The organism is Moorena sp. SIO4E2 (genome assembly GCF_010671945.1).
GTDB lineage: Bacteria > Cyanobacteriota > Cyanobacteriia > Cyanobacteriales > Coleofasciculaceae > Moorena > Moorena producens.
This window is the reverse complement of the sequence record NZ_JAAHIE010000190.1, coordinates 1-12,422: the sequence shown is the minus strand read 5'-3', so window position 1 is coordinate 12,422 and position 12,422 is coordinate 1. Positions and strand designations below refer to the sequence as shown.

The following is a 12,422-nucleotide window of genomic DNA, read 5'->3' as shown; positions in this document are numbered from 1 at the left end:
ATTACCTATTACCTATTACCTATTACCTATTACCTATTACCTATTACCTATTACCTATTACCTATTACCTATTACCTATTACCTATTACCTATTACCTATTACCTATTACCTATTACCTATTACCTAAAATCCCGAAATTGTGTACCTCATAGCTATGAGAATTGCTATAGCTGTTCAGTAAGTGTCTCTAACTGGACATCTCAACAACTCATAACCAACTTATATACTACTACCATCACTCAAGCCGAAATTATGTATGGTATTGCTATTTTACCCAGGGTAAGCGCAAGAATCAATAAGCTGTAGCTTATTGAGAAAAAAAGGGGATCATTCTCAACTATTAAACTCTATTGAGAATCAAGTTCTACGAGATTATAGGGGTTTCGAGCCACGATCAACCGATATCCAGCCAATGCACATTATGGGCAATTTTTTCTTGCGCTTACCCTGGCTATTTTACCCCAAGGTAAAAGACAAGATGAACTGCAAAAAGCGGCTAACTTAATGTTTACAGAAGACTTCTCAGGCCGTATTCTTTACTTTGACCAAAAAGCGGCTGTAAGTTTTGCATCAATTGCATGCGAAAGAAAAAAAATAGGACAACCAATTTCTCAAGCCGATGCTCAAATTGCAGCTATTTGTTATAGCCATCATGCTACCCTTGCTACTCGGAATGTTGATGATTTTAAAAACTGTAATATTGCCATTATCAATCCCTGGGACTATAGAGTAACATAACTAAAGTTTTGTAACGTAGGAAACAGGGAATCGGAAATCGGTAATTGGGGGAAAATTATGTGTAATTTATAGTTATTAAAAACGCTTTAGTAGTGCGCAAAAACCATAAATTATGCTTATTAATTTCCCAGAAACAAAAATATTTTAGAGGCCAATTGCTCTATTTACTGTTCCCTGTTCCCTGTTCCCTGTTCCCTAAACAACCATAACTATGTACTTAAACAACTCGCAAAGCGTTATGGAAACCAATCCTCATCCAAAGCTTGTGTGAAATCAATTTCCGCTTCTGGAGGAAGTGTAAACAGTTTAGAAACGGATTTTACCGCACTAGGATGGGCTTTGTTGTAGAAAATTTCCAGTTGAGTACGAAGGCTAGGGCTATCCTCAATAATAGTTTTAATTTGGGCGCGAAAGTTAACCACTTCAGCCGCCCAATGATTCCTGTTTTGTTCTTGTTCAGACTTCCAATAAGCCAGTTTCAGCAAGTGTTCTAAAAGACGGGTTAAAAGACTCAATAATGCTCGTTTTTCACTTTTACCCATGCTTTCAATTTCTTCAATTAAATTATCCCAGTCCACTTCACTAAAATTACGGTTTCGGAGATTTTCTACCGTTTCGTTTATCCATTGATAGTAGTCAGTGTCATAAGAGGTGTAGGTTTTCATGATTTTAGATACTAATGTTATTTCAGATTTTGACGTTGCGTCAGTCTTAGAATGAATAGGAGTAGAGTGGGCATCCTGCCCGCACGAAAATAGTAGAGTGGGCATCCTGCCCGCACGAAAATATATTGAAACTGGCAAGATGCCAGTTCCACGCAAGATGCCCATTCCACAGAGAATCGCCAGCAGCCGTGAATCTATATCATCAGCCACTGCCCACCCTACTGCTGTCATGGATTGGCAGATGCGATCGCGCTTCTAGGCTAACTGTAGTATTTGTGGAGTTGGTAACTCTTTATTAACTTGGCTATAGGCTTACAAATATAAGCGATGGCGGCGTAAAAAAGGAGTATTCCTCTATGGTAACTCTTTCCCCGACTCCCGACTCCCTGTTCCCTTTTTCCATCAATTCTGTATACTTTAGTAGCAAACAAATTTTCTAATTGTTTAATGAACATAGGGATTTTATACACAGGGGGCACGATTGGTTCTGTGCAGGGACCTGATGGGCTGTATCCACTAGATACTGTTGGTTTCCAAAAGGCGTTTGATGAGAATATTTTGCCGATTATTCAAAGTCAATATCCCGATTGTACCATTGGTTATATTGATATCGGGTTTGGTCCGAATAACAGCACTCTCGACAGTACCAACTTGCAGCCGAAAGACTGGTGTACAATTGCGATGGCAATCCTAGAAGCCTACGGCAGCTATCAGGCTTTTATTGTGCTCCATGGCACGGACACCATGGCTTGGACGGCTTCGATACTGTCGTTTTTGATGACGGGGCTGGATAGCGATGGCAACTATAACGCTTTGTTGAGCAAGCCGGTGGTTGTGACTGGGTCCCAACTGCCACTATTTGTAGAGAAAGCGGACTCTTCCTATACTGTACGTTTCAACACCGATGCACTCCAAAACGTCTGTGGTGCCGTAACCTCCTGTTGTGAAGGTGTACCTGAAGTTTGTCTGTACTTTGATTCCACCTTAATGAGGGGCAATCGCACGGTCAAGACCAACGCCAGTGAGTTCAAAGCCTTCTCCACTCCCAACTATCCCAATATTGGGGAATATGGGTTAGAGTTTGACGTGAACAACAAACTCGTGCGCCCCTTGCCCACAGACCCCTCCCTGGCACTCTCTGTCCAGGGCGAGCCTGCTTATGACGCTTTATTGGCTCAACTAACCTACATTAACGATAATATTAACGACACTACCGTTCTTCCCTTTTCCGCTTTCCCCGCCTATTATGATGTCTCTACTGACCCCAATACCAGCGTACTTGGGGATATGCTGGCGGCCTGTATTAATCAGGGAGTAGATGGTTTAATTCTGGAGTCTTATGGGGCAGGGAATTTCCCTTCTGGCAATCCAGACACTCCTGAGAATGGGGCGATTTATAAAACTCTCCAAGAAGCTAATAACAACGGTACGGTGATCGTTGACTGTACACAGGTTCTCAGCGGGATTGTCAATTCCCAGACTTATGCAGCAGGTTCCTGGCTGAGTCAGGTAGGAGCAGTTGGTGCTTATGATATGACCCCAATTGCGGCTGCCAGCAAGCTGACTTACTTAAAGCTCTTAGCTAAATACTATAACTGGGATCAATACAAGATTAAAGAACTGATGATGACCAATCTCGTCGGCGAGATTATGGATGTCAACGTTCTCGATGCCAGAGGAGAAGGCTTCTTAGCGCCGGGAGAGACGATTATGGCTCTTGATGGCACTGCCATTTTGACCAACGAGCCCGGACAGGGTCCAGTCTTAAGTGGCACTAGCTTAGAACAGCCTTTCGTTTTGCTTGAGGATCCCAGCTCTGCCAAGTTGCCCGGTCAATTGCATATGCAAGAAGACGGTCAATTAATCTTCTATGACCGGGACAACCAAGCTGTTTATCAGGCACCGGCGCAACCAGATCCTGACACCCGCTCATCCAAGCTGATCCTAGAAGGTGAAACTACTGATGGTGGCACCAAACTTTATATCCAGAATTACGGCAAAGAGCCTGTCTATATTTATCCCGAACCGATTTCCCCCGAACAGTCCCAGGGTAAGGGCAAACATAAATCCCAGGGTAAGGGCAAGAAGAAATAATATCAAGTCCGCTTGAATATCCATAATTAACGGTAGGGTGGGGAGATGGGGAGATGGGGAGATGGGGGAGATTTTGATTAAGGGGAATTATCCGGATATGATAATTAGAATCGTAGGGTAGGCAGTGGCTAAGGGGATTAGCAAGCTTGGTAAATCTATCTGATCCACTGCCCACCAGGTAATTATCCGGACATGATAATTAGAATCGTAGGGTGGGCAGTGGCTAAGGGGATTGGCAAGCTTGGTAAATCTATCTGATCCACTGCCCACCAGACAGGAACTACGGGATACTCCATCAGGAGACCCTACGGGATTGACTGATCAGGGAACAGATAAAAAATATTGTCTACCTCATTAGGCTAGAAACTGTTTTAGTTGAATTCAAGAGTACAAAATTTATAATCCTAGGGTGGGCAGTGCCTATTAATGGGGACCCTAGCTATTATTATCAGTTTCAAGCACTGCCCACCCTACCTAACTTTTTCGATTGTGATTAATCCTGAGGTGGGCTCAAAACCTTACTTAGTAAGGGCTATGGCGATTATTTTATACTAATTTATCATAGCCACCCTAGGAGAGCCAAAATTTATAATCCTAGGGTGGGCAGTGCTATTAATGCGATCGCTATCTGTTTTTATTGGTTTCAAGCACTGCCCACCCTCCCTAACTTTTTCGATTGTGATTAATCCTGAGGTGGGCAGTGCTATTAATGCGATCGCTATCTGTTTTTATCGGTTTCAAGTACTGCCCACCCTCCCTAACTTTTTCTAGGAGAGCCAAAATTTATAATCCTAGGGTGGGCAGTGCTATTAATGCGATCGCTATCTGTTTTTATTGGTTTCAAGCACTGCCCACCCTCCCTAACTTTTTCGATTGTGATTAATCCTGAGGTGGGCAGTGCTATTAATGCGATCGCTATCTGTTTTTATTGGTTTCAAGCACTGCCCACCCTCCCTAACTATATCAGGTAATAGCTAACGGCTAAACTAAGGAAAAACCTAACCATAAATTACACATAATTTATTTAAAAAAATGGGATACACAATAATTGTAAATAAATGTAATAATAATTAATTATCCCTTGCATTTTTTCAAGTAGTTATGTATAGTATAGAAAGTAGACGCTGAAACTAATAACCGCGCTGGATATGCCCGTTAACCATCCCCAGCGCGGCTTTCCTCCCAACGAAGTAGGAGCTACTTCCATGATGGCATCAAAAAATCACGATTATCTATCCTGCCGTGGAATGGGCATCTTGCCCGTTCTTTCGACTTTTGGTAGCGGACCCGGTAAGTACCATGGGCATGTTGTTGTGGCACGGGCATGTTGTTGTGGCACGGGCATGTTGTTGTGGCACGGGCATCTTGCCCGTGACAATTATTTTCGGGCGGGCTGTGCCAAGCAGGCGCAAAGAGGCGGAAAATCAGGGCAAGCCTTGTGGTGGTGCGTTACGGGGCTACTGGCTACGAAGTTGAATATGATGGCAAGGCGCGCCCCTAACACACCCTACTTTTTGACCTTGCGGTATCTAATCCTTAATGGGATGGCCTTTCGGCCACGCTACGCGAACGCAAACTGCTGAAACCTAACCAGATTTGATGTATTATTTCCCCTATTACAAATTGAAGTACCTGTGGGTGGACTAACATAAAACTCACCTTAAACCCACCAGACTCAAACCCCCAGGGTCAACAACCTTCAACCTGTAACCTTCAACCTTCAACCTTCAACCTGTAACCTTCAACCTGTAACCTTGGCCAAAGGCCACGCTACGCGAACAACCCACCTGACAAGGAACCCCAAGAGGGAACAACCTTAAAAAAAAAATGGATAAATTCATCTAAGATTCATAGAAATATAATCTGTTTTTGAATAAAATTCAGGAATATTGAAAGAATAGTCATAGTCTAGATCGGGACTATTATAATGTCTTGATTTTTGGGATGCTTATTTTTAATTAAGCAACGAAAAATTATTCAGTTTTGTCAAAGGTATTGTAGGATGTAGTTTGGGATAAAACCCTAAACTACCAATGCTTTTTTTGATCTGTTAGTGCTTGTTGAATTGTAGCAACACGACTACCTCACTATGACCCAATTGAATTATTGGTTGAAATCCTTAGGAATGCTAACTGTAGCTGTGCTCACTACGGTAACTCCTATTACGTCTAAAAAAGCTAGCGCTAGAACAGTTGCGGACTTAAGGCAACAGGAAAAATCTCTGGAAATTTCTGTCCTTCCTCCAGACACAGATCCAGATTCCATTAAAATCCCTGTTCCCCCTCCCGAAAGCAACAAGAATGGCATTTGTCCGGAGTTTCTGCCACCAGTGATTGACTCGATTATCGATCATCCTTCTTTTGCCAGAGGTAAATGGGGGATTTTGGTTGAATCGTTATCGGAAGAGAAGATTTTTTACAGCCACAATGCTAATCAATACTTTATCCCTGCTTCTAACATCAAACTATTAACTACAGCGGCAGCATTAAACAAGCTTCATCCCAATACTCCGATTCGCTCTAAGTCAATGGAAGAATGGGTAAAGATAACGAATCTAAAAAGCCACAATAGCTATGCTGATACCTTATTGCGCTATATTGGCGGGTCGGAAGTAGTGCAGGATGCTTTGGCGGAATTGGGAGTTGACCCTAATAGTTATCGACTGGTAGATGGGTCTGGCTTATCCCGGAAAAATTTAGCGACTCCAGAGGTATTTGTAACCACTCTCAAAGGGATGAGTGATGCCAATAATAACGAAGTTTTCCTAGCCTCTTTACCGGTTGCAGGAGTGAGCGGTACCCTCAAAAATCGGTTGCGTCATCCCTCTACACAAACCAAAGTTCAGGCCAAAACCGGCACCCTCAGAGGAGTGAAAGCTCTGTCTGGATATCTAGAACATCCCGATTACGGAACTATTGTGTTTAGCATCATGGTTAATCAACCATCCCAGTCAGGCAAAGTCTTAGAAAAAGGAATTGATCAGATTGTTCTGCGATTGACTCAGCTGATGCCTTGTAGTTGATAGAGAGTGTGGGGCGGGGGCGCGGGGAGATGGGGAGATGGGGAGATGGGGAGATGGGGAGATGGGGAGATTTTTATTAAGGGTAATTATCCGACTCCTGAGTGTCTAATCCTTCAAACTAGTCTTCCCCCGATTCCCGATTACCGATTCCCGATTCCCGATTCCCTGCAACAATCCGATCAAAATACCAATTCAATACCGGAGCGAGCAAACTATGAAACCGGCCTAGTAATCTCATCTCGAATCCTGGCATGATCCCAAACTGCTTTTTCTCAATACCTCGTACAATCTGATTCGCTACAGCAGTTGCACTCCACATCTGGGCACTGCCAGTAATCATCTTAGTTTCCAGGGGCTTAGTTTTATTTTCTGCTTCCAGTTGTGGGGTATCGGTATCGGGAGGATAGACAATAGAAACATGAATGCCTTGGGGCTTTAACTCACCCCGTAAGGATTCCGTTAAACCCCGCAGGGCAAATTTACTGGGACTGTAAGGGGTATAGCCATAAATACCAATCAGTCCAGCACCGGAAGATAGCAGTACAATATGACCCTTGTGTTGCTTTACCATGCTGGGTAGTACTGCTTTAATTGCATAGAGGGAACCAAAATAGTTAACTGCCATGGTTTGTTCAAATACCTCTATGGGCAGCTCTTGGAAGTAACCGGGATGAGCAATACCAGCGCTAGTGATTAATAGGTCAGCCGGACCGATTTGGTCGATTGCTTGCTCAATGGCTGTTTCTACCTGTATCTGCTGGGAAACATCAGCAGAAATAGTTATAATTTTTGCTTGCGGATCTGTTCCCATCCCTTCAATCTCGACTTTAGCCTGCTCTAGCTTAGCTGTATCCCTAGCAATCAAGGTCAGATTAGCTCCCTTCTGGGCTAATAATTTGGCAGTGGCTTTGCCAATCCCACTGGAACCCCCTGTGATAATAGCGTGCTGTTGATTGAAGGTCATGGTTGAGTCTATTCCGAAGGAGCCTTAATTTTTAAGGGAACAGGGAATAGGGAACAGGGAATAGGGAACAGGGAGTCGGGAATCGGGAGTCGGGTCGCACCTGTAGAATGGGCATCAGGCGTGGAACTGGCATCTTGTGTAGAACTGGCATCTTGCCAGTTTCCTCCTTATTTTGGGGCGGGCAGGATGCCCACTCTACTCCTATTCATTCCAAGACTGACGCAACGTTTTGCGATCGCACTCTTATCTAGCAGTTGTGATCGTCATCAGGTACACCAATTTTTGCCCTGTTCCCAGATCCGCTGTTCCCTAAAGAATGAATTATGCGATCGCGGATTCGCTTACCGCCACTTCCTCATTCTTAGCCGGTAAAGGTGCTGGTTTATTAGTCATAAATTCAGCCAGCTGAGCCTCAATTTGGTCACGGACAATTTGGCGATATTCCAGGAAGTGTTCTGCGTAGGCACAAAGTACAAAGAAAGAGCCGACCACTTTCGGTTTCTGCTGAATCAGCTTAAACAGACTCTTCCAGAACGTCCAGCGGGTCTTACGGACAACCCCTTGTCGCCAGCATATGGTTAGTAGCGCCCGGATAGTTATCCAATCGATCGGACGAGATACACCATGCCTTGGTAGACCCAGCTTCATCAAGTAGTTGTAGATGCGGTTTAAAAATCGCTCTGGGTCATACAGTCTCCAAAACGCCTCCACATATTCACGAGCAATTTCTTCCACAGGCCGAGTTGGCACAAAATTGAGCAAAGTCGTTTGGTTAATATTAGCCCCACCATCGATAAGTCGTCCTTCTTTCTCAAGGCGATGCCACAGAGCAGTATTAGGCAATGCCTGCAACATACTAAAAAAAGCAATAGGAATCGACGTTTTCTCAATAAACTGGACAATGCGATCGCCTGCGCCAGGTTTTTCCCCATCAAAGCCCATGATAAACCCAGCCATCACCCTGATACCTGCCTGGGTAATTGCATCCACCGATTCACTCAGAGAATCCCGAGTATTTTGCAACTTTTTAGTCAGGGTAAGGCTGTCTTCATCAGGAGTTTCAATGCCCAAAAAGACCGCTTTAAAATTACAATCGACCATCAGGTCGATCAGTTCTTGGTCTTGAGCCAAATCCACGGAAGCTTCTGTGATGAAGTTAAAAGGATACTCGTGTTCAGCCATCCAGACTTTCATGGCTTTCAGCAGAATCTTGACATTGCGCTTATTGCCAATAAAGTTGTCATCGACTAGAAAAATCCCCCCTTGGAAATTCAGTTCTAAGAGGCGTTCTAGTTCAGCTAACAACTGCTCGGGAGTTTTGGTGCGGGGTTTGCGACCGTAGAGGACAATAATATCGCAGAATTCGCACTGAAATGGACAGCCCCGAGAGAACTGGATTGCCATAGTGTCATAGGCTTCGAGGTCGAGAAGATCAAAACGGGGGATTGGGCTCTCCGTCACATCCGGCTTCTCACCATTGGCACGAAACACCCCTTGACTCTCGCCCCGTTCAATCGCTGAGACAAACATCGGTAGGGTAATTTCCCCTTCATCCAAAATCAAGTAATCTGCCCCAGCCCCTTCAGGTTCGTGGGGTGAGGTGGTCGGGTAAGGACCACCAACGGCTACCTTTTTCCCACGGCGCTTAGCTTCCTGAATTTGCTCAAGAAAATCCTTTTTCTGGACGATCATACCTGAGATAATCACTATCTCAGCCCAATCCCATTCTGCCTCCGTTACCTCACATACATTGCGGTCAACCAGTTTAAAGGACCATGTCTGAGGTAATATCGCCGCTACTGTCACCAAACCTAGGGGTGGCACCAGTGCCTTGCGATTCACCAACTCAATGGTTTTCTCCATTGACCAGAAACTTTTCGGAAACAGAGGATATAGCAGTAAAACTCGCATAAGTGGCACCTGAAACGATAGTTAGGTTTTCCGGAATTGATTTATCAGAATGTATCAATTGATCACAGCTGGCTTAACTTAACCAGAGTTGGAAAGATGTCGTTGGCGGATTGCCTGTCAGCCACTAACTATTAGGTTAGGTAAATATTAGGTAGGTAACGGGGTGGGAGACTTTTCCCGAGTTAGTTAGTTGCTAAGGCTTGCTAATATATATAGTCTGATCCCCCAGTTAATTCCCACTCAATTCGCCAACGGGATTTTTAATCTGTAAGTTGCCAGTTTTCCCTTAGATTTACCTGTCAGTAGTTATACTTAGCAGCGGCCTAAACTGAGCTTTCGGCCTCTTCTCCCCCCGGTGTTTTGGGGAAGCTCTTCCCCCCCTTGTTAAGGCTCTTCCCCCCCCTTGTTAAGGGGGGATGGGGGGGATCATCAATTAGCTCAAGTTATGACCGTATCCAGTATTGCTACTATTTGATAGTTAATCTAAGGGTGATTTCTGGGTACTATCGTCCTGCTGAAGCTTTGCTACTTCTTGAGCCAGGGTGTTCACCGTAAAGCGAATTTGCTCCTCCGTATGGTTACAGGTGATAAAGAAGCGCAGGCGGGCAGCATTTTGTGGCACCGACGGGTAGAACATAAACGGGACATTGATACCACGTTTAAACAGATTCTGAGAGAGTTGCACCGACTTCAACGCATCCCCCACAATAATTGGAATCACCGGAGAGTCTTTACTGGTCCCTGTGTTCAGTCCCTGTTTCTGGGCTAATTCTAGGAAAAGTTTAGCTCGCTGGTGCAACAGTGCAACTCGCTCTGGTTCTGCCTTGAGTAGCCTTATGGAAGCCAGCACCGAGGCTGCATTAGGGGGAGCTATGCCAACACTATAGACAAACCCCGGGGAGGTATACTTGAGGTATTCTACCACAGCAGCGCAACCAGCAATATAGCCACCGCAGCTAGCGAAGGACTTGCTGAGGGTACCCATCCACAAATCTACATCAGCGGGATCAACCCCACAGAACTCACCAACCCCTCGACCGTGTTTGCCCAGTACCCCGATGGAGTGAGCTTCATCTACCATCAGGAAAGCTTTGTGGCGTTTCTTGACTGCAATGAACTGGGGCAAGTCGGGAATGTCACCATCAGTACTGTAAACCCCTTCGATCACAATCAGTACCCGTTGATAGTGGTGACGACGCTCCTGGAGTATTTTCTCCAATGCCTGGCAGTCATTATGAGGAAATGCAATAATGCTCGCTCCCGACAGGATGCATCCCTGTAGAATACTGTTGTGGCTCAGAGAATCATGTAAGATTAGGTCGTTTTTGCCAAATAGGTGACTAATAGTCGTTACGTTAGTAGCATGCCCGCCCACATAGACGATACTATCCTCAGTACCAATAAAGTCAGCAATTTCTTTTTCGAGCTCTCGATGTAAGGGTTTTTCCCCTGACAACAGACGGCTAGCACAGGCGGAGGTACCATAATGATCAATGGCTTCCTTTGCTGCTTGAGAAACAACTGGGTCACCGCACATCCCCAGATAATTATAGGTGGCATAATTAATCAATTCCCGGCCACCAATCTCTGTGGTGTTGTTGACTACCCGTTCTTGGGGGGTAAAGAAAGGGTTGTTGACCCCCAGCGCTTTGATTTCCTCCTGTTGCAATTGCAGTTTGCGGTATTCTGGGTATAGGTGGAAATGGTGGTATTCCGGTGGGATATCTTGATTGTCTAGCTTTTCTACATCTTGATTTGGAATTAGACCGTTTTTGGCCGATATATGACCATTCGTTTCCCGTATTGACCTCCCTGACGAGGTTTCTAGGTGAGCTTGTGAGTTTCCTGTTGGTTGTTTAGCAACGTATTCGGCCAAATACTCAGCCAATGCCTCAATATTGTTGTGATCCCATAAAAGCGTTGGGGAAAGCCGATGTCCGAGGAAATTCTCCAGCTCTCCGGATAAGTTAACAGCTTCAATAGAATTTAAACCATAATCGGTAAAATCCCGATGAATATCGATTTCTTGGACATCCAGCTCAAGTACTTCTGCTAGCTTGGACACTAACCAAGTGGCAATGCTTGATGCTCCTTGAGATAATTTTGGGGAACTGACGGTAGATTTCTGATCACTGGTAACTAAAGTAGCCGGTGAGCTTTCTTTCCCGTTCCAGACCTGGTTCAACAATTCCATGTTGCACTCCTTCACCACACTAAAAGATTAAATCACCCAACTCCAGTTACTGGCACTGGGTGATCGTCTGGCCTTACCCCTCCATGACTTTTCGATCATTGAGCCTAGTTGTGAACCTTCAATCTCAGCTAATAATGTTCTAAACAGAGATTATGCCTTTATTTCGGTCTAGTTGCCACTCTTGAAGCCAATGAATTGCTATTTTCGGGGTTGACTTGATGGTTATTTTGCCATGAACTACTAAAACTTGTGAAAAATTCTATCAATCAAGTCAAGTCTACCCTCTTGCGCCGATAGCGTTTGACAGGTAAGCTATTTGGCATCGAAAAATCTGTTTCGTAAGATGCAGATTTGATTGATTGGGTCTGGTAACCTCTAGGCTTGGTATGAGGGGAAACTACCCAGGGATAATCCGCGATCGCATAATGGCAAACCATAAACCTAAATACTCCAACTTAGTCGATCTCGTGGTCGATAGAGCACTAAACCAACCTAACCAAATTGCTTACACTTTCCTAGCAGACGGGGAAACAGAATCTGGCCTGTTGACCTACCAACAGTTAGATCAACAGGCCAGAGCCATTGCTGCTCAGCTACAGTCTCTAGTTGCCGCTGGCTCCCGTGCCTTATTAGTCTACCCCTATACCGCTGGTTTAGAGTTCATTGCCGCTTTCTTTGGGTGTCTGTATGCCTCAGTTGTAGCAGTGACCGCTAATCCCCCCCGGTCGAAACAGGCTATTGCCCAATTACAGCAGCGGGTCATTTCTTCCCAAGCCACAGTAGCGCTTACTACCACGGACTTATGGAAAAGAATCCAGCAGCAGTGTAGCTCG

12 protein-coding genes are annotated in these 12,422 nt (G+C 44.8%); 8 read left to right on the top strand and 4 right to left on the bottom strand.

What is annotated here, in order from left to right:
* Together F6K37_RS19375 and F6K37_RS19370 are read left to right on the top strand one after the other, a co-directional pair.
* A partial coding sequence (locus tag F6K37_RS19375) for a PIN domain-containing protein (protein WP_287251630.1) occupies positions 1-307 on the top strand: 307 nt, incomplete at its 5' end.
* Between the two features lie 87 nt (positions 308-394).
* Positions 395-739 carry a PIN domain-containing protein gene (locus tag F6K37_RS19370; protein WP_438941760.1) on the top strand — a complete coding sequence of 115 codons (345 nt, stop codon included), beginning with the start codon at positions 395-397 and terminating at the stop codon, positions 737-739.
* 236 nt (positions 740-975) lie between these two features.
* On the opposite strand, the gene F6K37_RS19365 is transcribed toward F6K37_RS19370, so the two are convergent.
* The gene (locus F6K37_RS19365) at positions 976-1,404 is read right to left on the bottom strand and encodes a DUF29 domain-containing protein (RefSeq protein WP_044494509.1); all 429 of its coding nucleotides are present in this window, start codon (positions 1,402-1,404) and stop codon (positions 976-978) included.
* Positions 1,405-1,851: 447 nt separating this feature from the next.
* Between F6K37_RS19365 and F6K37_RS19360 the strand changes: the two genes are divergently transcribed.
* The 5 genes from F6K37_RS19360 to dacB all read left to right on the top strand — a co-directional run bounded on the left by F6K37_RS19360 (position 1,852) and on the right by dacB (position 6,520).
* Positions 1,852-3,498 (top strand): asparaginase, encoded by a 1,647-nt coding sequence (locus tag F6K37_RS19360; RefSeq protein ID WP_009149634.1) that lies wholly within the window; start codon positions 1,852-1,854, stop codon positions 3,496-3,498.
* Positions 3,499-4,113: 615 nt separating this feature from the next.
* Positions 4,114-4,269, top strand: a complete 156-nt coding sequence (locus tag F6K37_RS19355; RefSeq protein WP_287251628.1) for a hypothetical protein — start codon at positions 4,114-4,116, stop codon at positions 4,267-4,269.
* 41 nt (positions 4,270-4,310) lie between these two features.
* A complete protein-coding gene (locus tag F6K37_RS19350) occupies positions 4,311-4,469 on the top strand; it encodes a hypothetical protein (protein WP_287251627.1) in 159 nt (52 codons plus the stop codon).
* Between the two features lie 234 nt (positions 4,470-4,703).
* On the top strand, positions 4,704-5,081 hold the full coding sequence (locus F6K37_RS19345) for a hypothetical protein (RefSeq protein ID WP_287251626.1): 378 nt from the start codon (positions 4,704-4,706) through the stop codon (positions 5,079-5,081).
* Between the two features lie 506 nt (positions 5,082-5,587).
* Positions 5,588-6,520, top strand: a complete 933-nt coding sequence (gene dacB / locus F6K37_RS19340) for a D-alanyl-D-alanine carboxypeptidase/D-alanyl-D-alanine endopeptidase (RefSeq protein WP_008185355.1) — start codon at positions 5,588-5,590, stop codon at positions 6,518-6,520.
* 118 nt (positions 6,521-6,638) lie between these two features.
* On the opposite strand, the gene F6K37_RS19335 is transcribed toward dacB, so the two are convergent.
* From F6K37_RS19335 to F6K37_RS19325, 3 genes are all read right to left on the bottom strand, one after another.
* A complete protein-coding gene (locus tag F6K37_RS19335; protein WP_008185353.1) occupies positions 6,639-7,484 on the bottom strand; it encodes an SDR family oxidoreductase in 846 nt (281 codons plus the stop codon).
* Positions 7,485-7,805: 321 nt separating this feature from the next.
* Entirely contained in the window at positions 7,806-9,395 is a 1,590-nt protein-coding gene (locus F6K37_RS19330; RefSeq protein ID WP_044493448.1) for a B12-binding domain-containing radical SAM protein, read from the bottom strand.
* A gap of 478 nt (positions 9,396-9,873) precedes the next feature.
* Positions 9,874-11,589, bottom strand: coding sequence for an aminotransferase class I/II-fold pyridoxal phosphate-dependent enzyme (locus tag F6K37_RS19325; RefSeq protein ID WP_008185349.1), 1,716 nt, complete (start codon positions 11,587-11,589; stop codon positions 9,874-9,876).
* Positions 11,590-12,014: 425 nt separating this feature from the next.
* Here F6K37_RS19325 and F6K37_RS19320 point away from each other — a divergent pair.
* Positions 12,015-12,422, top strand: a 408-nt coding sequence (locus F6K37_RS19320) for an AMP-binding protein (protein ID WP_502887756.1), incomplete at its 3' end; no start/stop codon positions are given.

Coding starts and splice junctions, on each gene's coding strand:
- F6K37_RS19365 (WP_044494509.1), bottom strand. CDS start 1,404: ATGAAAACCTACACCTCTTATGACACTGACTACTATCAATGGATAAAC.
- F6K37_RS19360 (WP_009149634.1), top strand. CDS start 1,852: ATGAACATAGGGATTTTATACACAGGGGGCACGATTGGTTCTGTGCAG.
- F6K37_RS19355 (WP_287251628.1), top strand. CDS start 4,114: ATGCGATCGCTATCTGTTTTTATTGGTTTCAAGCACTGCCCACCCTCC.
- F6K37_RS19350 (WP_287251627.1), top strand. CDS start 4,311: ATGCGATCGCTATCTGTTTTTATTGGTTTCAAGCACTGCCCACCCTCC.
- F6K37_RS19345 (WP_287251626.1), top strand. CDS start 4,704: ATGATGGCATCAAAAAATCACGATTATCTATCCTGCCGTGGAATGGGC.
- dacB (WP_008185355.1), top strand. CDS start 5,588: ATGACCCAATTGAATTATTGGTTGAAATCCTTAGGAATGCTAACTGTA.
- F6K37_RS19335 (WP_008185353.1), bottom strand. CDS start 7,484: ATGACCTTCAATCAACAGCACGCTATTATCACAGGGGGTTCCAGTGGG.
- F6K37_RS19330 (WP_044493448.1), bottom strand. CDS start 9,395: ATGCGAGTTTTACTGCTATATCCTCTGTTTCCGAAAAGTTTCTGGTCA.
- F6K37_RS19325 (WP_008185349.1), bottom strand. CDS start 11,589: ATGGAATTGTTGAACCAGGTCTGGAACGGGAAAGAAAGCTCACCGGCT.